Here is a 17,911-nt window from a genome sequence, read left to right on the forward strand (position 1 = left end):
GGGGCCACAGAGGGTGACCCCGGAACGGTTACGCCCGGCGACGGCCGCGCCTACACTGATCGCTCCCCCGGGGAAATGAGGAGCGCTCCAGTGTTCTATTACGTGCTCAAGTACGTTCTTCTTGGTCCGCTGTTGAGACTGGTCTTCCGGCCGCGGATCGAGGGCCTCGAGCACGTACCGTCGTCGGGCGCGGCCATCGTGGCCGGCAATCATCTGTCCTTCTCGGACCACTTCCTGATGCCGGCGATCCTGAAGCGCCGGATCACCTTCCTCGCGAAGGCCGAGTACTTCACCGGGCCGGGGATCAAGGGCCGGCTCACGGCCGCGTTCTTCCGCAGCGCGGGGCAGATCCCGGTCGACCGCTCCGGCAAGGACGCCGGACAGGCCGCGATCCGCGAGGGCCTCGGCGTCCTCGCCAAGGACGAGCTGCTCGGCATCTACCCGGAGGGCACCCGGTCGCACGACGGCCGCCTCTACAAGGGCAAGGTCGGGGTGGCCGTGATGGCGCTGCGCGCCCAGGCGCCCGTGATCCCCTGCGCGATGATCGGCACGTTCGAGGCGCAGCCCCCGGGCCGGAAACTCCCGCGGATCCACCCCGTGTCGATCCGCTTCGGCGTGCCCCTCGACTTCTCGCGCTACGCCGGGATGGAGAACGAGAAGACGGTGCTGCGCGCCATCACCGACGAGATCATGTACGCCATCCTCACCCTCTCCGAGCAGGAGTACGTCGACCGGTACGCGGCCGACGTCAAGAAGGAGGAGGCCAAGAAGGCGGAGTCGCGGCGTCCGTTCCGACGCACGCCGTCGAGTTGAGCGGCGGCGACCTGCCGGGCAGAACGTGAAGGGGGCGGCCGGTAGGAACCGGCCGCCCCCTCATGTCGCGGGGACTACGGCTGCGGAGTGGCGTGCGGTGTGCACGTCACGTCGGCCGCGTCCGTCTTCCCGGTGAGCAGGTAGGAGTCCACCCGCCCGTTGATGCAGGGGTTGAGCAGACCGGTCACACCGTGCGAGCCGGCGCCCTTCTCGGTGATGAGGCGGGAGCCCTTGAAGCGCTTGTGCAGTTCGACGGCACCCGCGTACGGCGTGGCGGCGTCGTTCGTGGACTGCACGATCAGGACGGCCGGCAGACCCTTGCCGGTCTTCACCTCGACCGGGGTCTGCTGCTTGACCGGCCAGGTGGCGCACGGCAGGTTCATCCACGCGTTGGCCCACGTCATGAACGGGTAGTCCTTGTGCAGCCGGGAGTTGTCCCGGTCCCACTTCTGCCAGCTGGTCGGCCACTTGGCGTCGGTGCACTCGACGGCCGTGTAGACGGCGTTGCCGTTCTCCGCGGAGGCGTTGCCCGCGGTGTCGGACAGGTCGGGCGCGGCGGCGTCCACGATCGCCTGGGTGTCACCGGCGACGTACTTGCTGAACACCGTGGCGACCGGCACCCACGAGGAGTCGTAGTACGGGGCGCTCTGGAAGAGGGAGATCAGCTCGGCGGGGCCGACGACGCCGCCGAGCGGGCTCTTCTTCGCGGCGGCGCGCAGCTTCAGCCACTGGTTCTGGACCTTGGCGCGGGTGTCGCCGAGGTGGAAGGCGGCGTCGTTCTTGGCGACCCAGTCCTCCCAGTCCTTCCAGCGGCCCTCGAAGGCCACGTCCTGGCCCAGGTTGGCCTCGTACCAGATGTTCTCGCGCGCGGGGTTGACGACGCTGTCCACGACCATGCGGCGCACGTGGCCCGGGAAGAGGGTGCCGTAGACGGCACCGAGGTAGGTGCCGTACGAGACGCCCAGGTAGTTGAGCTTCTTCTCACCGAGCGCGGCGCGGATGACGTCCAGGTCGCGAGCGGTGTTGGGCGTGGTCATCTGCCGCAGCACGGCCTTGCCGCTGCGCTCGGCGCAGCCGTCGGCGTACTCGGCGGCCAGCTTGCGCTGGGCGCGCTTGTCCGCCTCGCTGTCCGGTACCGGGTCCGCCTTGGGCGCCTTCACGAACTCCTGCGGGTCGATGCAGGAGATCGGGGCGGAGTGGCCGACACCGCGCGGGTCGAAGCCCACGAAGTCGTAGGCCTTCGAGGTGTTCACCCAGAGCGGGTTCTTGCCGGTGACCCGGGTCGGGAAGCGCATGCCGGAGCCGCCGGGGCCGCCCGGGTTGTAGACGAGGGCGCCCTGGCGCTCCTCCTTCGTGCCGGTGCTGCCGATCCGGTCGACGGCGAGCTTGATCTGCTTGCCGTGCGGGTGGGCATAGTCCAGCGGCACGCTGACCCAGCCGCACTGGATGGGCTTCACGAAGCCCCAGTCGGCCGGGCAGTCCTGCCAGTCGATCCCCGCCTTGGCGGCCCGGTCCGCGGCGACGGCGGCACCGCGCTGCTCGCGGCTCTGCCCGTGGCTCCAGCCGTGAAGCGAGTCGGCGGTGGCCGACGGGGCCGCCACGGCTCCGGCTATCAGGGTCGCCGTGACGAGCACGCCGGCCGAACCGAACGCCGTCACCCGCTTCGTCGGTCTCTTGGACCTCAAGTGGGACCTCCCCGTACATCGTTGCGATTGGTACGGGGATCCTTGCGGCTGTGAGGTCCCTGAGAACAGATGTGACCGGCGTTCTTTACCATTCCGATAGCCGGTACGCCGTGCTCCGTTGAGCGGTGAGGTTCTCGTGAACCCGCCTTTCTCCAGCGGTTTCTGACGTCATGTGAGGTCGCGCAGCGCCTCGTCCATGATCCGTCGCAGCAGCAGGGCGTCGGGGGCGAGCGCGGTGACGAGCACGGCGGGCCCGGCGAGCGGGGTGAGTGCGGCGTACTCCCCCAGCAGGCGCGCCTGCGGCAGTTCCTCTTCGAACTCCGGCCTTATGACGACGAGTTGGCCGAGAGCCCGGCGTCCCGCGAGGACGGCGGGGCCGTCCCAGCCGCCCGGCGCGCCGGGGCCGCACGCCAGTTCCTGGTCCAGCAGGGTCCGTCCGTCGTGGCGCACGGCGAGCCGGCTGGTGAGGCGTCCCGGGTTCTCGGCCACCCGGCCGAGGACCTGCTCCTCCCGGAAGACGAGCCGGGCGCCGCGCCGCAGATCGATGCGCGAGGTGACGGACAGCTCGCTGCCGCCGGCGGAGATCAACTGCTCGGGGAGCCAGTGCAGTTCACCGTTCCCATCGACATCGAGGCGCACGTCGTAGCGCGCCTCTCCGCCGGCCTGTCCGGGCAGGGCGATGGTCGCGGCGGCCGATCCGACCCGCAGCCGCGCGTCCGGGCCGACCCGCGCCTCCACGGTGAGGTGGTCGCCGCCGAGCGGTCCGCTCATCGCGCCGACCAGCGTCACCCGCGCCTCGGTTCCGCTGCTGCGGGTGCGGCGCAGGGCGAGCGGCCCCTCGCCGTCGAGCACGGGCAGTGACGTCCCGCCCCGTCCGTCGGCCCGGGCCTCGATCCGTGCGGTGGCGCGTACGCCCTGGGTGGTCATGCCGTCCATGCGGCGAACTGACCGCGCACCCAGCCGGCGACGTCCGCGACTCCGGTATCGGTCCGCAACGACTGGAAGACCACGGGAAGTTCGTCGCGCTGTGCCTTTGCGTCGGCGGCCATGCGTCCGAGGTCGGACCCGACGTAGGGCGCCAGGTCGGTCTTGTTCACCACGAGCAGGTCGGCGGTGGTGACGCCCGGTCCGCCCTTGCGCGGGATGTCGTCCCCGCCCGCGACGTCGATCACGAAGATCTGCGCGTCGACGAGGCCCCTGGAGAAGGTCGCCGTGAGGTTGTCGCCGCCCGACTCCACAAGGATCAGGTCCAACGGCCCGACCTCGTCCTCCAGGTCCTCGACCGCTTCGAGGTTCGCGGAGATGTCGTCACGGATCGCGGTGTGCGGGCAGGCCCCCGTCTCCACGGCGGTGATCCGCTCGGGCGGCAGGACCGCCTCCCGCAGCAGGAACTCGGCGTCCTCGCGGGTGTAGATGTCGTTCGTGACGACGGCGAGGGACAGTTCGTCGCGGAGTGCCCGGCAGAGCGCGGCGACGGTGGCGGTCTTGCCCGATCCGACGGGGCCTCCGAGTCCGATGCGCAGGGCACGGCGTCGGCCGTCGGGCCGGTGGGCGTCGGCGCTGATCGCGGCGGGGCCGTCGTGGGAATGGCCGAGATGCATGACAGGGCTCCAGTTTCTTCCGGTCCGCTTGGTTCGGTGCGGTCCGTCCGGCGTCGGCCGGTCGGACGCCCCGGGCCGAGGGCGCGGACGGGTGGCGGGTGACTCTCCCGGTGGTGGTGGTGGGCCGCCGGCCGCGACGGACGGGGGCCTCGGGGAGAGGTGGGGGGGACGACCGTGGCCGGCGGTGGTCGTCCCGAACGCTCCCCTTCCGGTGCGTGACGTGTCCGGCTAGGACGCGAAGAGACGGACGGGCCAGGCGGCGTGCGCCTCGGCGCTGATCTCCAGCAGCGGTGCCGACGCCGCGGGCAGTGCGTCGACCCCTTCGTCGAGGACCCGCCGTGCCGCGCTCGCCGCCGCGTGCGCGACGACGTCCAGCTCCGGTGCAAGGCGGGCCAGTACGGCCGTCGCGTCGAACGGATCGAGGCTCAGCAGCCGCACCGTCGCGGACGCGGGCCCGCTGACGCACTCGTACGCGGAGCAGTACGCGGCGTCCTCGGGTCCGAGTCCCGCCGCCCGTGCCGCCACGCCGAGCACCACCGGCTGGTGGGCTCCCTTGGGGAACTCCTTGGCCAGTTGGTCGAGTTCGGCACAGGGCCAGGTGGCACGGGCGGCCCTCATGAGCTGCCGCCCCAGCCGGCGCGCGACGCCCCGCAGCGCGAGGGAGGGGGTCCGGGCGTCGGCGGCGGCGTCCAGGGCCACCGGGTCGCCGCCGAGCGCGGCCGCCGCGGCCAGCGCGGCCGCGACGAGTCCGGTCGTGTGCAGCCGGCCCCGGCAGAACTCCTCCAGGCTCGCCGCCCCGGTGATCCGCCCGGCCTTGACCGCGGCCTCGGCCCCGCCGGAGTGCGCGTGCCCTCCGGCGGGGAACCGGCCGTCGGCCAGGACGAGCAGTGCTGCGCGGGACATCAGAAGAGGAAGTAACGCTGGGCCATGGGCAGTTCGGCGGCCGGAGTCGCCTCGACGAGTTCGCCGTCGATGTGCACGGCGAAGCTGTCGGGGTCGATCCGCACCTGCGGCCGTGCGTCGTTCTCGCGCATGTCGGCCTTGGTGACCGCCCGCGTCGAGTCGATGGCCACGAACCGCTTGCCGAGCGAGAGGCGTTCCGGCAGCCCGTCCTCGATGGCGAGCGGCGCCACGAAGTTGAACGAGTTCGCGGCCGGGGCCCGCCCGATCGCCCCGAACATCGGGCGTGGCAGGATCGGCTGCGGCGTCGGGATCGACGCGTTGGCATCGCCCATCTGCGCGTACGCGATCATTCCGCCCTTGATGACGAGGTGCGGCTTGACCCCGAAGAACGCGGGTTCCCACAGCACCAGGTCGGCGAGCTTGCCGGTCTCGACGGAGCCGATCTCGCGTGCGAGGCCCTGCGCGAGCGCCGGGTTGATGGTGTATTTGGCGACATAGCGACGGACCCTGTGGTTGTCCGCGCCGCCGTCCCCGGGCAGCGCGCCCCGGCGGCGCTTCATCACGTGGGCGGTCTGCCAGGTCCGCATGATCACTTCCCCGACCCGGCCCATGGCCTGGGAGTCGGACGAGATGATCGAGATGGCGCCCAGGTCGTGCAGTATGTCCTCGGCGCCGATCGTCGAGGGCCGGATGCGGGACTCGGCGAAGGCCAGGTCCTCGGGCACCGCCGGGTTCAGGTGATGGCACACCATCAACATGTCGAGGTGTTCCTCGGCGGTGTTGACGGTGTAGGGCCGGGTCGGGTTGGTCGAGCTGGGAAGCACGTACGACTCGGAGACCACGGACATGATGTCCGGCGCGTGCCCGCCGCCCGCACCCTCGGTGTGGTAGGCGTGGATGCCGCGTCCGCCGATCGCGGCGAGGGTGTCGGCGACGAACCCCGCCTCGTTGAGCGTGTCGGTGTGGATGGCGACCTGGATGCCCGTGCGGTCGGCCACCGTGAGGGCGGCGTCGATCGCGGCGGGCGTCGAGCCCCAGTCCTCGTGGATCTTCAGGCCGAGCGCGCCGCCCCGGATCTGCGACAGCATCGCGTCGTGCGAGACGGTGTTGCCCTTGCCGAGCAGACCGAAGTTGAGCGGGTAGCCCTCCATCGCCTCCAGCATCCGGGCCAGGTGCCAGGGGCCGGGCGTCACGGTGGTCGCCTTGGAGCCCTCGGCGGGGCCGGTGCCGCCGCCGACGATCGTGGTGATGCCGGAGGCGAGCGCCTCGTCGGCGATCTGCGGGCAGATCAGATGGACGTGGGCGTCGATGGCGCCCGCGGTCAGGATGCGCCCGTTGCCCGCGATGATCTCGGTCTCGGGGCCGATCACCAGATCGGGGTGGACCCCGTCCATGGTGTCGGGGTTGCCCGCCTTGCCGATGCCGGTGATCCGGCCGTCGCGGATACCGACGTCGGCCTTGACGATCCCCCAGTGGTCGATGATCACGGCCCCGGTGACGACCGTGTCCGGGGTGCCGTCGGCGCGGGTGGCGCGCGACTGGCCCATGGACTCGCGGATGACCTTGCCGCCGCCGAACACCGCCTCGTCACCGGCGAGTCCGGGGCCGCCGGAGCGGTCCTCCTCGATCTCGACCAGCAGGTCGGTGTCGGCGAGGCGGATGCGGTCGCCGGTGGTGGGGCCGAACAGATCCGCGTACCGGGCGCGCGAGAGCTCAGGCATCGAGGGCACCTCCGGTCTCGCCGCGCAGACCGGGCACCACACGGGCACCGGCGAGCGGGACGAGTTCGACGTCGACGGGGATTCCGGGCTCGAAGCGCACGGCGGTGCCGGCGGCGACGTTGAGCCGCTTGCCGCGCGCGGCGGCACGGTCGAAGTCCAGTCCGGGGTTGGCCTCGGCGAAGTGGTAGTGGGAGCCGACCTGGACGGGGCGGTCGGCGGCGTTCAGGACGGTCAGACGCGTGACCTCGCGGCCCTCGTTGTAGAGGACGGGCCCGTCGGCGAAGAGGATCTCTCCGGGAATCATGGCGTGGCCTCCCTCGTCAGACGATCGGGTCGTGGACGGTGACGAGCTTGGTCCCGTCGGGGAAGGTCGCCTCGACCTGGACGTCGTGGATCATCTCGGGGATGCCCTCCATGACGTCGTCACGGGTGAGGATCTTGCGTCCGGAGGACATCAGCTCGGCGACGGTGCGGCCGTCCCGGGCGCCTTCCAGGATGTGTGACGTGATCAGTGCGATCGCTTCCGGATGGTTCAGTCTCACTCCGCGGGCCCGCCGCTTCTCGGCCACGTCGGCGGCCACGTGGATCAGCAGCCTCTCCTGCTCGTGCGGGGTCAGTTGCACGGCTTCCCACCTCACAGTCCTCGCTCCGGACCGTGCGGGGCCCGGGGTGCCGCAACCATCGCGACGAGATAGATGTAACACACCGACACTTGTCGCGTTCCTGGCGAATCCGGGCACAAGAACCCCTGGCGGCGTGGATCGGCAGGTTAGTTGGGCGGAGTTTCAACTACGTTAACCAGTCCTTGATCCACTCATGACCGGCACCTGGCCGGCCTCATACCCGGCGCGCGCCGCGGCCTCGGCCGCATCACCTCCGGGCAGGGATCGGACGGCAGGCACCGCCATCATGGCCGCCGGGCTGCCCTGACGCGGGGTACGACACCGCAGCGCGGGCGACCGACCGTATACGGCGGGAGCACGGGCCCCGGCGCCACGGGCACGCGCGCGACGCCGTGTGCCCCGTACCGAAGTACGGGGCACACGGCTCACGATGCGGGGGGCCTCTCAACCGTCACGCGGTCAGGAGGCGTTGGGTCCTCGGTGCTCGGCGGCGATGCCGAACCGCCGGCGCTCGCGGGGCGCCGAGGCCACGTCACGGACGCCGGACAGGGCGCTGATCACCGGCTCGCCGGAGGAGCCGTGGAGTTCTTCGAGGCGTTCGAGGTCGGCGGCGGAGACGAGGGCGACGAGAGGCTTCCCGTGCCGTGTCACGACGACGCGCTCGCCGCCGTAGACGACGCGGTTGATCAGCTCGGCCAGCTCGGCCCTGGCTTGGGTCACCGGAATCTCGTAGGCCATGAGCCCAGCTTAGACCGGTCGCGTCGGGTTCCGCGGAGCGCGGGACCCCTCCGGAACGCGGCGCGAGGCGCGCCCGGAACGACTCCCCGGCCGTCTGACAAGGCCCTTTCGCTCTCAGCATGGGCCCCTTCCCGAGTGACGTACGTCCTGTACATTTTTTACAGATGTCGATCCATCGACCGCGAGGAGGGGTGCCCATGCACCGCCCGTCCGCCCGCCACGTCCTGCCCGAGTTCACCGAACGCACCGGCGCGGGACATCAGAGGCGGGATCCCTACGCGAAGCTGTTCGACGAGCGGATCGTGTTCCTCGGGACATCCATCGACGACACGTCGGCGAACGACGTGATGGCGCAGTTCACGCACCTCGAACACCGCGACCCCGACCGGGACATCTCGCTGTACATCAACTCGCCCGGCGGCTCGTTCGGCGCCATGACCGCCGTCTACGACACCATGCGCTTCGTCACCTGCGACGTGCGGACGGTCTGCCTGGGCCAGGCGGCGTCGGCCGCGGCCGTCCTGCTGGCGGCCGGCACCCCCGGCAAGCGGCTCGCACTCCCCGGGGCGCGGGTCCTCGTCCACCAGCCGTCGGTTGCGGACCCGGTCCACGGACGGGCGAGCGATCTGATCGTCCACGCCGAGGAGTTGACACGCACCCGCACGGCCCTGGAGGAGATGCTCGTACGGCACACCGGGCAGAGCCCCGAGCGGGTGACCGCGGACATCGGGCGGGATCTGCTCCTCGACGCGCCCGCGGCTCTGGAGTACGGGTTCGTCGACCGGATCGTGCCGAGCCGCGGGGCCTCGGCCGGCGCACCCGGCGCGAGGTGAGCGGCCGATGATCCCCGACCTCCCTCCGCTGCCCGCGCTGACCCGCGCGGAGGCCGAGCTGATCGACCGCTATCTGGACGTGGTCGACCTGGTGGGCCGGATCAACCCGGCCCACCCCGGCGACACCTACCGGGGGCTGCGCGCCGCCCAGGCACTGGTCGCCAAGGCGACGGCCCTGCGGGACGCGCTCGCGCTCATGCACCAGCGGGGCGAGAGCGAGGTGCACGCGCCGACCCTGGCTCAGGCGCTGCGCGTGCTGGACGGTGAGCGGCGGACCGCCCGGGTCACGATCCCGCCCGCGTCCGGCAGTTGAGGCACCCGCAGCCGGGTCCGGCGCGCACCGCGTCGCCGGACCGTCCGCGCCGCGACTCAAACGCACCAGATGGTGTACCCCCTGATGGCGTAGGAATCAGTCCTTTCTTGGACCCCTCCGACTTGCGCAACACGGAGGACAGAAAGGCGGAATGAGGGGTTCCGGTGCAGGTGCGGGGGTCGCCCGTGTCCCCAACACCCCTTCGAACAGAGGGGTGTCCACCCGAACGGGTGAGTGGTGAGTAAGCCCACAAAACACCGGTTCCGCTCGGATTTTCCGCCGTTCATGGGTGAAGATCCCTTCCGACGACAAGCCCCCGCCACAGCGGCGGGGCGGTCCGGGCGGACGCCGAGTCCTGCCGCCGCCCGGATGCCCGGTCGACAGAAGTGGATCGGCAGGAGTGGAGGACCCAGCACGACGGTCCGCCGGAGCAGCATTCCCGGCGGTCCTTGGGGTGAAGCCGCAGCAGCGGCCGGGCAACTTCGCCAGCCCGAATCCGACAGGTCATCCTTCACAGGCGGCTGACGAAGGGTTGCGCATGACTGCGCTCAATCGTGTCCCGTCGCTGTGGACCAGGGCCGGTACGGCCTCGGCCCTCACCATCGCCGCCGTCGGCGGCAGCCTCGTGGTCCCTGGTGTCGCACCCGACGCCCAGGCGGCCACGACCGCGACGAAGGCACTCCAGGTCGCGGCCTCGAAGCACGGCGCCCCGTACAAGTACGGCGCCACGGGACCGCACCGCTTCGACTGCTCCGGGCTCACGCTCTACTCGTTCAAGAAGGCGGGCAAGAAGCTGCCTCGAACGGCCGCGGCGCAGTACAACAAGACACACCACGTCTCCGCCTCGCATCGCAAGGCCGGGGACCTCGTGTTCTTCCACTCGGGCCGGAGCGTGTACCACGTCGGCATCTACGCCGGGAAGGGAAAGATCTGGCACTCCCCGAAGACCGGGGAAGTGGTGAAGCTCCAGAAGATCTGGACACGGAGCGTCTGGTACGGGCGGGTCAGCTGACCTGCCCCTGGGCGGCGGCGGGGGCCGCCGCCCAGGGAACACCTCCGTCCGGCAGCCTCGTCGGCGTGCCCCCTGGCCGACCGTGCGCCGGACGGCCGGTGACCGTCCCCTCCGCCCTCCGGCGGCGCCCTCTCAGCCCCTCAGCGGCTCCAGGAGCAGCACGAGGCCGAGCACGGTGAGCGCACCGCCGGTGACGGCCTCCACGGCGCGTGCGGCACGCGGCCGGCGCAGCCACCGTCCCAGCCGGTCCACGAGCAGCGCGACCACCGGGAACCACACCAGGGCCAGCACGACCACGATCAGCGCCAGGAGCAGCGTCCGCGGCATCGCGGGGCTGCCCGACGGCACGAACTGCGGCAGCAGGCTGAGAAAGGTGATCGGCGCCTTCGGGTTGAGTGCGTTGGTGACGAAGCCCTGCCGCAGCGGTCGAGCGGCCGGTCCGGCCGGCGCCGCCCCACTCGCACCCGCGCCCGGCCCCGCCCCGTCGTCCGTCGAGGGCGTACCCGTCCCGTCGGCCCCGCGCGGCCGCCCCAGCGCGTGCACGGTACGCAGGCCCAGGTACAGCACGTAGGCGCCGCCGAGCAGCTGGAGCGTCCGGAACAGCGCCGGAACGGCCGTCAGGACCGCGGCGACCCCGGCGACGGCCAGCGCCGTGTGCAGGAGCAGGCCGCCCGCGATGCCGAGGGCGCACGCGACTCCGGCCCGTCGCGAGACGAGGGCGTTGCGTACGACGACGGTGAAGTCGGCCCCGGGCATGGCGACCATGCCGGCGGCGACTCCGGTGAAGGCGAAGAGCTGTGCGTCCATGGCCCCAGGTTCACCCGCGCGGGCCTTCAGCAGGTATGTCGAATATCCTGGGATTGCCTTAAGCATTCGTTTAGACCGCGGGGAGAGGTCATCCACAGACCCCTCCCCTTCGGTACGGAAGAGGCCTCTGGGTACGGGAGAGCGGCACATGTACGACCCGACGCGACTGGCCGCGCTGGTGGCGGTGGCCGAGGCGGGCTCGATCACCCGGGCCGCCGAACGGCTCGGATACACGCCGCCCGCGCTCTCCCAGCAGGTGGCGAAGCTGGAACGGGAGGCGGGGGCCACGCTGCTGGTGCGCTCGCACCGCGGGACGCGGCTCACCGGCGCCGGCGAGCTGCTGGTGGCGCGGGCCCGGCGGGTGCTCGACGAGATGGAGCTGGCCCGGCACGAACTCGCCCGGTTGGCGGGCCTGTCGGGCGGGACACTGCGGCTCGGCACCTTCCAGACGGCGGGCATCCATCTGCTGCCGCCGGTGCTCAGCGCGTTCCGCCGGGCCCATCCGGACGTGGAACTGGCGGTCGCCGACTACGAACCTCCGCACGGGATCGCGGCGGTCGCGTCCGGCGAGGTGGACCTGGCACTCACGCACACCTACGAGCCCGCACCGCGTGTCCCGCTGCCCTCGTCCGTCGCCGTCGAGCCCGTCCTGGTCGAGGAGTTGGTCCTGGTGACCGCTCCCGGGCACGTGCTCGCGGCCGGTTCGGGGCGGCTGCCCCTCGCGGACCTGGCGGGCCAGCCGCTGATCAGCATGGCGCCGGACCACCCACCGCGGCAGGCCGTGGAGGCCGCTCTCGCCCGGGCCGGTGCCACTCCCGCCGTGCTCGTCGAGACGCCGGGCTACGCCCTGGTGTGCGCGCTGGTCAGCGCCGGGCTCGGGGTCGCGGTCGTGCCGGAGATGGTGGCGTCGACCGCCGCGACTCCGGTGGGGACGCGGCTGCTCGACCCGGGAGACCTGCGCCGCACGATCTCGGTCGTCCACCGCGCCGACGGGACCACACCCGCCGCCGACGCGTTCCGCGCCCTGCTGCGCGGCGCGTTCGGTCGCGTCGGCCGCGGACACCCGTACGGCAACCGTCCGCAGGCGTAGGTCCGCACGCGTCCCGGCCACTCGTCGCACCCGGGTTTCGCTCGCCCGTCGCGCCGTGCGGGTCCGGATGCCTGTCCGCCCGACTGCCGCGCGTCCGGCCGGAGACGGGGTCCGCGCGGTGGCTCTATGCCTCGGGTGGCCCCCCGGCCGCGACCCGCTGGACCGGTACCGTCCAGGGGAGTTCGATGGAGACCGTCTTGCCGCCCTCGCGGGTGGCGCGGACGCTCAGTCTGCCGCCGCACTCGTTGGCGAGCCAGCGGATGATCACCATGCCGCGGCCGTTGTCCTGCTGGACCGCCGCGGGCAGTCGCTTCGGGAAGCGCGGATGGCTGTCGGTGACGCCGATCCGCAGGCGCTCCTCCCGGTCGAGGCACACGTCGACCGTGAAGGTGGGCGACTGCCCGAAGGTGTGCTGAACGGCGTTGGTGGCCAGTTCGGACACGATCAGGCGGACGGTCTCACCGACTTCGGCGTCGCCCGGCAGGCCCCATTCGGCCAGCACTTCCGCGACGAATTTACGGGCCACGGAAACCGAGACGGCTTCGCTCGGCAGGGTGACGGCTGCTTCCTGGTGATCTGCCATGGCGAGGTCGTCCCTTTCCCACGGGACCGGAGTCCGACACGGAGCGGATGGTTCGAGTACGGTCCCGGACTGGTGCTTGCGCCAGACTGCCATTAGCGGGCCGGTCGCGGGTGCGATCCACCGAGTAATGCATATATCTGTCGCTCGATGCGGTGAACTCTGCGTCGGCAGAGCGTATTCGGGCGGCTTGGAAGGAGTAAGGAGAACGGCCATGCAGCACGGTCCCGCGGTGCGCCGCCGCAAGCTCGGTGCCGAACTGCGCGCCCTGCGCGCGGGCACGGGTCTCACGAGCGGCCAGGCGGCCCGCCTGCTCGGCTGGCACCAGTCGAAGGTGAGCCGCATCGAGACCGGTACCAGCGGGGTGAAACCGGCCGACGTGGAGCGCCTGTTGGACGCATACGGTGTCGGTGAACCCGAACTACGCGAGCTTCTGGTCGTGTTGGCGGGATCCGAGGGCAACGGCCGGCACCACTGGTGGCACGCGTACCGGGGAGTGCTGCCGCCGGCATACCGCGACTTCATCAGTCTGGAGTCGGGCGCGAGTGGGATGCGCACCCTGGAGACGTCCGTCGTACCGGGCCTGTTGCAGACGCCCGACTACGCCCGCGCGGTGACGCGGGCCGCCGTGGACGGGCTGGAGGAGAGCAAGCTCGACACCTTGGTCGAGGTCCGGCTGGCCCGGCAGGACGTGCTGCGCGCCGATCCCCCGCTGGAGTTGTGCGCCGTGCTCGACGAGGCGGTGCTCCGAAGGGAGGTGGGCGGCCCCGAGGTGATGGCACGCCAGCTGAGCCGGCTGTGCGAGGCCGCGGCACTCCCCCAAGTCCGGCTCCAAGTGCTGCCGTTCGCCGCCGGAGCACACATCGGGATCACCGGGCCTTTCGTTATCTTCTCATTTCCGAACACAACTGATCTGGATGTGGTTGTTCTCGACCACTTGACGAGTAGCCTCTACCTCGAACGGAAAGAAGACCTTCAGGCCTATACGGAGGCCTTCAACACCCTTCAGTTCCACGCCCTTTCGCCCGAGGACTCGTTGGACTACATCGCCGGGATAGGTGACGGCGCGTAAGGAGGCACCCCCATTGTCTGCATCGCCTCGGTACGTACCCTCCAGCACTTCACTGCGCGACGTGCGATGGCTGCGCAGCAGCCGCAGCACGGGAATGAACAACTGCGTCGAGACGGCGCGCCCCGGCTCCGGACCGTGGTCCGGGTCGGTCGCGGTACGCGATTCCAAGAATCCGGCAGGCCCCGCCCTGCTGTTCGCCCCTTCCGCCTGGGAGGGGTTCATCACCGGCCTGGCCTGACCGCGGGCCGGTTCACCGGTTGCGGCTGATCACGTCCACCGCGTGCTCGATCTGCTCCTCGGAGAGGTCCGCGCGGGCCGTCAGCCGCAGCCGCGACACGCCGTCGGGCACCGACGGGGGACGGAAGCAGCCGACGGCGAGGCCCGCCTCGCGGCAGTCGGCGGCCCAGCTGAGGGCCCGTTCGGGGGACGGTGCCCTCACGGAGACGACGGCGGCGTCCGGCCGTACCGCCGACAGCCCTTCAGCGGTCAGCCGGGTGTGCAGCGCCGTGGCCACCGCGCGCGCCCTCGCCGCCCGGTCCGGTTCACTGCGCAGCAGTCGCAGCGCGGCCAGCGCCGCTCCCACCGCCGCCGGCGCGAGGCCGGTGTCGAAGATGAAGGTGCGGGCCGCGTTGACGAGGTGGTCGATGACCGCCGCCGGGCCGAGGACGGCTCCGCCCTGGCTGCCGAGCGACTTGGACAGCGTGACCGTCACGACGACGTCCGGGTTCCCGGCGAGCCCCGCCGCGTGCGGGGCACCCCGGCCTCCGTCGCCGAGGACACCGAGCCCGTGCGCGTCGTCGAGGATCAGTCCGGCCCCGTACTCCCGGCAGGCGAGGGCCAGTTCGGTGAGCGGTGCCGCGTCCCCGTCCACCGAGAACACCGTGTCGGAGACGGCGACGGCCGGGCCCTCGTGAGTGCCGAGCGCCTTGCGCACACCGGCGGGGTCCGCGTGCCCCACGACCTGGGTGGTGCCGCGGGCGAGCCGGCAGCCGTCGATCAGCGAGGCGTGGTTGCCCGCGTCCGAGACGACGAGCGAGCCGTGCGGGGCGAGGGCGGTGACGGCGGCGAGGTTGGCCGCGTAGCCGGAGGAGAGGACGAGTGCGGACTCGAAGCCGCAGAAGTCGGCCAGCTCGCGTTCCAGTTCGGTGTGGAGTTCGGTGGTCCCGGTGACGAGCCGGGAACCGGTCGCGCCGCCGCCCCAGGTGCGCGCCGCCTCCGCGGCGGCGGCCGTGATCCGCGGATGGCGGGCCAGACCGAGGTAGTCGTTGCTCGCGAGATCGAGCAGCGGCGAGTCGGCGGGGCGCGGGCGCAGGGTCCGTACGAGACCGGCGGCGCGGCGCGCCGCGGCCTGCTCGTCGATCCAGCCGAACGCCATGTGTCCTCCGGACCGTCGTGACGGGTGTTTTGTAGGCAGTGCACAGACCCTAGCGGCCGGACCAGCCGCCCAGGATGTGGCAATACCCACACGTCGAACCCACTCTGTTGTCCGATCTCTCCTTGGCCGGGGCCGGTCGTATACGCCAGGATCGGACCTCATGGACCTGCTGAACACGCTGGTGGACAAGGGGCTTCGGCGCGAGCTGCCGACCCGCGAGGAGGCGCTGGCCGTACTGGCCACGTCCGACGACGACGTGCTGGACGTGGTGGCCGCGGCCGGCAAGGTACGCCGTCGCTGGTTCGGCCGACGGGTGAAACTGAACTATCTGGTCAACCTGAAGTCGGGCCTGTGCCCGGAGGACTGCTCGTACTGCTCGCAGCGTCTCGGCTCCCGGGCCGGGATCCTGAAGTACAGCTGGCTGAAGCCCGACGAGGCCTCCCGTGCCGCGGCGGCGGGGCTCGCCGGGGGCGCCAAGCGGGTGTGCCTGGTGGCCAGCGGCCGCGGGCCGACGGACCGTGACGTGGAGCGGGTCTCCGACACGATCAAGGCCATCAAGGACCAGAACGAGGGCGTCGAGGTGTGCGCCTGCCTCGGCCTGCTCTCCGACGGCCAGGCCGAGCGGCTCCGCGAGGCCGGCGCGGACGCCTACAACCACAACCTGAACACGTCCGAGGGGACGTACGGGGACATCACGACCACGCACACGTACGCCGACCGGGTCGACACGGTCCAGAAGGCGCACGCGGCGGGGCTGTCCGCCTGTTCGGGCCTGATCGCGGGCATGGGCGAGGCGGACGAGGACCTCGTCGACGTCGTGTACGCGCTGCGCGCGCTCGACCCCGACTCCGTACCGGTGAACTTCCTGATCCCGTTCGAGGGCACCCCGCTCGCCAAGGAGTGGAACCTCACCCCGCAGCGGTGCCTGCGCATCCTCGCCATGGTCCGGTTCGTGTGCCCGGACGTCGAGGTCCGGATCGCGGGTGGCCGCGAGGTCCATCTGCGCACCCTCCAGCCCCTCGCCCTGCACCTCGCCAACTCGATCTTCCTCGGCGACTACCTCACCAGCGAGGGCCAGGCGGGCAAGGCGGACCTGGACATGATCACGGACGCCGGATTCGAGGTGGAGAACGCGGGCGAGGTGACCCTGCCGGAGCACCGCGCGGCCGCGAGCGGCTGTGGTTCGCACGCGCCGGCCGCCGGCGCGGGGTCCGAGGGCACCGGGTGCGGATCGCACGCGGAGGCCGGGTGCGGGTCCCACGCGGGAGGCGGCTGCGGCTCCCACGAAGGCGGCGGGGCGTGCGGTTCGGTCCCGGCGGCCACCGACGGGGGGGCCCGCGCGGAGACCGCGGGTACGGAGCGGGCGGGCGCGGAGACGGCAGGCACGGAGACCGCACCCGCGGGCGCCCGGACCGACCTCGTCGCCGTCCGCCGCCGTGGTGCCGGAACGGACCTCGCGCCCAATGCCTGACCTGTCCGTGCGGGAACTGCTCGACCTCGACCGACGGCACGTCTGGCATCCGTACGGGCCGATGCCCGGCCGTCAGGAGCCGCTGGTCGTGGAGTCGGCGAGCGGGGTCCGGCTGCGGCTGGCCGGAGGTGCGGGTGAGCTGATCGACGGGATGTCGTCCTGGTGGTCGGCGATCCACGGCTACAACCATCCGGTCCTCAACGAGGCGGCTCGCGGTCAGCTGGACCGGATGAGCCACGTGATGTTCGGCGGGCTCACCCACGAGCCCGCCGTACGGCTCGCGAAGCGGCTGGTGGACATCTCTCCGGACGGCCTGGAACACGTCTTCCTCGCCGACTCCGGATCCGTGTCCGTCGAGGTGGCCGTCAAGATGTGCCTGCAGTACTGGCGTTCGCTCGGCCGTCCGGCCAAGCAGCGGCTGCTGACCTGGCGCGGCGGCTACCACGGGGACACCTGGCAGCCCATGTCGGTGTGCGATCCCGAGGGCGGGATGCACGAGCTGTGGCAGGGCGTGCTCCACCGCCAGGTGTTCGCCGACGCGCCTGGGGCGGAGTACGACGCTTCGTACGCCGAGCGGCTGCGCGAGCTGATCGGCGAACACGCGGACGAGCTGGCCGCGGTGATCGTCGAGCCGGTGGTGCAGGGCGCGGGCGGCATGCGGTTCCACTCCCCCGCGTATCTGCGGGTGCTGCGCGAGGCGTGCGACGCGCACGACGTGCTGCTCGTCTTCGACGAGATCGCCACCGGCTTCGGTCGGACGGGCGAACTGTTCGCGGCGGACCACGCGGGCGTGACACCGGACGTGATGTGCGTAGGCAAGGCGCTGACCGGCGGTTATCTGACGATGGCGGCGACGCTGTGCACCGCGCGGGTGGCCGAGGGCATCTCGCGCGGCGAGGTCCCGGTGCTCGCCCACGGCCCGACGTTCATGGGCAACCCGCTGGCCGCGGCGGTGGCGTGCGCGTCCGTCGACCTGCTGCTCGGACAGGACTGGCGGACCGAGGTGAAGCGGATCGGGACGGGGCTGCGGGACGGGCTCGCGGAGGCCGCGTCCCTGCCGGGGGTGCGGGACGTGCGCGTGCTCGGCGCGATCGGAGTCGTCCAGCTCGACCACGAGGTGGACATGAAGGCGGCGACGGCGGCCGCGGTGCGCGAGGGCGTGTGGCTGCGGCCGTTCCGCGACCTCGTGTACACGATGCCGCCGTACGTCACGGGCGACAGGGACGTCGAACGGATCGTGCGCGCCGTGTGCGCGGCGGCGCGGGAGGGTTGAG

20 protein-coding genes and 1 riboswitch are annotated in these 17,911 nt (G+C 71.7%); of the genes, 9 read left to right on the forward strand and 11 right to left on the reverse strand.

Annotated features, from left to right (window positions below):
• The first annotated feature begins 90 nt into the window (after nucleotides 1–90).
• Nucleotides 91–813: a lysophospholipid acyltransferase family protein gene (locus tag ACIRQH_RS17805; protein WP_388873643.1), complete on the forward strand. Its 723-nt coding sequence runs from the start codon at nucleotides 91–93 to the stop codon at nucleotides 811–813.
• A 74-nt stretch (nucleotides 814–887) separates the two neighbouring features.
• Here the strand turns inward: ACIRQH_RS17805 and ACIRQH_RS17810 are convergent, their stop codons facing one another.
• From ACIRQH_RS17810 to ACIRQH_RS17845, 8 genes are all read right to left on the reverse strand, one after another.
• Entirely contained in the window at nucleotides 888–2,498 is a 1,611-nt protein-coding gene (locus tag ACIRQH_RS17810; protein ID WP_388873646.1) for an alpha/beta hydrolase, read from the reverse strand.
• 168 nt (nucleotides 2,499–2,666) lie between these two features.
• The gene (locus tag ACIRQH_RS17815; protein WP_388873648.1) at nucleotides 2,667–3,434 is read right to left on the reverse strand and encodes an urease accessory protein UreD; all 768 of its coding nucleotides are present in this window, start codon (nucleotides 3,432–3,434) and stop codon (nucleotides 2,667–2,669) included.
• Nucleotides 3,422–4,099 (reverse strand): urease accessory protein UreG, encoded by a 678-nt coding sequence (ureG, locus tag ACIRQH_RS17820; protein WP_358816795.1) that lies wholly within the window; start codon nucleotides 4,097–4,099, stop codon nucleotides 3,422–3,424. Before ureG ends, ACIRQH_RS17815 begins: the two co-directional genes overlap by 13 nt.
• 228 nt (nucleotides 4,100–4,327) lie before the next feature.
• The gene (locus ACIRQH_RS17825; RefSeq protein ID WP_358816796.1) at nucleotides 4,328–5,002 is read right to left on the reverse strand and encodes an urease accessory UreF family protein; all 675 of its coding nucleotides are present in this window, start codon (nucleotides 5,000–5,002) and stop codon (nucleotides 4,328–4,330) included.
• Nucleotides 5,002–6,723: an urease subunit alpha gene (locus ACIRQH_RS17830; protein ID WP_358816797.1), complete on the reverse strand. Its 1,722-nt coding sequence runs from the start codon at nucleotides 6,721–6,723 to the stop codon at nucleotides 5,002–5,004. Before ACIRQH_RS17830 ends, ACIRQH_RS17825 begins: the two co-directional genes overlap by 1 nt.
• Entirely contained in the window at nucleotides 6,716–7,027 is a 312-nt protein-coding gene (locus tag ACIRQH_RS17835; protein WP_358816798.1) for an urease subunit beta, read from the reverse strand. The genes ACIRQH_RS17830 and ACIRQH_RS17835 overlap by 8 nt, the downstream gene beginning before the upstream one ends.
• Before the next feature lie 16 nt (nucleotides 7,028–7,043).
• Complete coding sequence (locus tag ACIRQH_RS17840; protein WP_081223127.1) at nucleotides 7,044–7,346, reverse strand: urease subunit gamma; 303 nt, start codon at nucleotides 7,344–7,346, stop codon at nucleotides 7,044–7,046.
• 459 nt (nucleotides 7,347–7,805) lie between these two features.
• Nucleotides 7,806–8,084 (reverse strand): type II toxin-antitoxin system Phd/YefM family antitoxin, encoded by a 279-nt coding sequence (locus ACIRQH_RS17845; RefSeq protein WP_358816799.1) that lies wholly within the window; start codon nucleotides 8,082–8,084, stop codon nucleotides 7,806–7,808.
• Nucleotides 8,085–8,281: 197 nt separating this feature from the next.
• Here ACIRQH_RS17845 and ACIRQH_RS17850 point away from each other — a divergent pair, with 197 nt between their 5' ends.
• From ACIRQH_RS17850 to ACIRQH_RS17860, 3 genes are all read left to right on the forward strand, one after another.
• Nucleotides 8,282–8,917 (forward strand): ATP-dependent Clp protease proteolytic subunit, encoded by a 636-nt coding sequence (locus ACIRQH_RS17850; RefSeq protein WP_388873654.1) that lies wholly within the window; start codon nucleotides 8,282–8,284, stop codon nucleotides 8,915–8,917.
• 7 nt (nucleotides 8,918–8,924) lie between these two features.
• Complete coding sequence (locus ACIRQH_RS17855) at nucleotides 8,925–9,230, forward strand: hypothetical protein (protein ID WP_404226521.1); 306 nt, start codon at nucleotides 8,925–8,927, stop codon at nucleotides 9,228–9,230.
• A 336-nt stretch (nucleotides 9,231–9,566) separates the two neighbouring features.
• Nucleotides 9,567–9,765, forward strand: a riboswitch (cyclic di-AMP (ydaO/yuaA leader).
• A gap of 3 nt (nucleotides 9,766–9,768) precedes the next feature.
• Entirely contained in the window at nucleotides 9,769–10,242 is a 474-nt protein-coding gene (locus ACIRQH_RS17860) for a C40 family peptidase (protein WP_081223131.1), read from the forward strand.
• A gap of 132 nt (nucleotides 10,243–10,374) precedes the next feature.
• Here the strand turns inward: ACIRQH_RS17860 and ACIRQH_RS17865 are convergent, their stop codons facing one another.
• Nucleotides 10,375–11,049: a LysE family translocator gene (locus ACIRQH_RS17865; RefSeq protein ID WP_404226522.1), complete on the reverse strand. Its 675-nt coding sequence runs from the start codon at nucleotides 11,047–11,049 to the stop codon at nucleotides 10,375–10,377.
• A 148-nt stretch (nucleotides 11,050–11,197) separates the two neighbouring features.
• Between ACIRQH_RS17865 and ACIRQH_RS17870 the strand changes: the two genes are divergently transcribed.
• A complete protein-coding gene (locus ACIRQH_RS17870) occupies nucleotides 11,198–12,139 on the forward strand; it encodes a LysR family transcriptional regulator (RefSeq protein WP_404226524.1) in 942 nt (313 codons plus the stop codon).
• 124 nt (nucleotides 12,140–12,263) lie between these two features.
• Here ACIRQH_RS17870 and ACIRQH_RS17875 read toward each other — a convergent pair whose 3' ends face one another.
• Nucleotides 12,264–12,722 (reverse strand): ATP-binding protein, encoded by a 459-nt coding sequence (locus tag ACIRQH_RS17875; RefSeq protein ID WP_404226525.1) that lies wholly within the window; start codon nucleotides 12,720–12,722, stop codon nucleotides 12,264–12,266.
• Nucleotides 12,723–12,933: 211 nt separating this feature from the next.
• Between ACIRQH_RS17875 and ACIRQH_RS17880 the strand changes: the two genes are divergently transcribed.
• Both ACIRQH_RS17880 and ACIRQH_RS17885 read left to right on the forward strand, forming a co-directional pair.
• A complete protein-coding gene (locus ACIRQH_RS17880; RefSeq protein WP_388873669.1) occupies nucleotides 12,934–13,791 on the forward strand; it encodes a helix-turn-helix domain-containing protein in 858 nt (285 codons plus the stop codon).
• 13 nt (nucleotides 13,792–13,804) lie between these two features.
• Nucleotides 13,805–14,029 (forward strand): DUF397 domain-containing protein, encoded by a 225-nt coding sequence (locus tag ACIRQH_RS17885; protein ID WP_358816806.1) that lies wholly within the window; start codon nucleotides 13,805–13,807, stop codon nucleotides 14,027–14,029.
• 12 nt (nucleotides 14,030–14,041) lie between these two features.
• Here the strand turns inward: ACIRQH_RS17885 and ACIRQH_RS17890 are convergent, their stop codons facing one another.
• Nucleotides 14,042–15,166 carry an 8-amino-7-oxononanoate synthase gene (locus ACIRQH_RS17890; RefSeq protein ID WP_404226526.1) on the reverse strand — a complete coding sequence of 375 codons (1,125 nt, stop codon included), beginning with the start codon at nucleotides 15,164–15,166 and terminating at the stop codon, nucleotides 14,042–14,044.
• 160 nt (nucleotides 15,167–15,326) lie between these two features.
• On the opposite strand from ACIRQH_RS17890, the gene bioB reads away from it, so the two are divergent.
• Both bioB and ACIRQH_RS17900 read left to right on the forward strand, forming a co-directional pair.
• On the forward strand, nucleotides 15,327–16,637 hold the full coding sequence (gene bioB / locus ACIRQH_RS17895) for a biotin synthase BioB (protein WP_388934751.1): 1,311 nt from the start codon (nucleotides 15,327–15,329) through the stop codon (nucleotides 16,635–16,637).
• Nucleotides 16,630–17,910 (forward strand): adenosylmethionine--8-amino-7-oxononanoate transaminase, encoded by a 1,281-nt coding sequence (locus ACIRQH_RS17900; RefSeq protein ID WP_358816809.1) that lies wholly within the window; start codon nucleotides 16,630–16,632, stop codon nucleotides 17,908–17,910. Before bioB ends, ACIRQH_RS17900 begins: the two co-directional genes overlap by 8 nt.
• Nucleotide 17,911: the final 1 nt, after the last annotated feature.

Origin of the sequence: Streptomyces sp. NPDC102279, from assembly GCF_044766365.1 — a bacterium.
GTDB lineage: Bacteria > Actinomycetota > Actinomycetes > Streptomycetales > Streptomycetaceae > Streptomyces.

Excerpts from the sequence above, each read along its gene's own strand:
- ACIRQH_RS17815 (WP_388873648.1), bottom strand. The coding sequence starts at position 3,434 with ATGGACGGCATGACCACCCAGGGCGTACGCGCCACCGCACGGATCGAG.
- ureG (WP_358816795.1), bottom strand. The coding sequence starts at position 4,099 with ATGCATCTCGGCCATTCCCACGACGGCCCCGCCGCGATCAGCGCCGAC.
- ACIRQH_RS17825 (WP_358816796.1), bottom strand. The coding sequence starts at position 5,002 with ATGTCCCGCGCAGCACTGCTCGTCCTGGCCGACGGCCGGTTCCCCGCC.
- ACIRQH_RS17830 (WP_358816797.1), bottom strand. The coding sequence starts at position 6,723 with ATGCCTGAGCTCTCGCGCGCCCGGTACGCGGATCTGTTCGGCCCCACC.
- ACIRQH_RS17835 (WP_358816798.1), bottom strand. The coding sequence starts at position 7,027 with ATGATTCCCGGAGAGATCCTCTTCGCCGACGGGCCCGTCCTCTACAAC.
- ACIRQH_RS17845 (WP_358816799.1), bottom strand. The coding sequence starts at position 8,084 with ATGGCCTACGAGATTCCGGTGACCCAAGCCAGGGCCGAGCTGGCCGAG.
- ACIRQH_RS17850 (WP_388873654.1), top strand. The coding sequence starts at position 8,282 with ATGCACCGCCCGTCCGCCCGCCACGTCCTGCCCGAGTTCACCGAACGC.
- ACIRQH_RS17855 (WP_404226521.1), top strand. The coding sequence starts at position 8,925 with ATGATCCCCGACCTCCCTCCGCTGCCCGCGCTGACCCGCGCGGAGGCC.
- ACIRQH_RS17860 (WP_081223131.1), top strand. The coding sequence starts at position 9,769 with ATGACTGCGCTCAATCGTGTCCCGTCGCTGTGGACCAGGGCCGGTACG.
- ACIRQH_RS17865 (WP_404226522.1), bottom strand. The coding sequence starts at position 11,049 with ATGGACGCACAGCTCTTCGCCTTCACCGGAGTCGCCGCCGGCATGGTC.
- ACIRQH_RS17870 (WP_404226524.1), top strand. The coding sequence starts at position 11,198 with ATGTACGACCCGACGCGACTGGCCGCGCTGGTGGCGGTGGCCGAGGCG.
- ACIRQH_RS17875 (WP_404226525.1), bottom strand. The coding sequence starts at position 12,722 with ATGGCAGATCACCAGGAAGCAGCCGTCACCCTGCCGAGCGAAGCCGTC.
- ACIRQH_RS17880 (WP_388873669.1), top strand. The coding sequence starts at position 12,934 with ATGCAGCACGGTCCCGCGGTGCGCCGCCGCAAGCTCGGTGCCGAACTG.
- ACIRQH_RS17890 (WP_404226526.1), bottom strand. The coding sequence starts at position 15,166 with ATGGCGTTCGGCTGGATCGACGAGCAGGCCGCGGCGCGCCGCGCCGCC.
- bioB (WP_388934751.1), top strand. The coding sequence starts at position 15,327 with ATGGACCTGCTGAACACGCTGGTGGACAAGGGGCTTCGGCGCGAGCTG.
- ACIRQH_RS17900 (WP_358816809.1), top strand. The coding sequence starts at position 16,630 with ATGCCTGACCTGTCCGTGCGGGAACTGCTCGACCTCGACCGACGGCAC.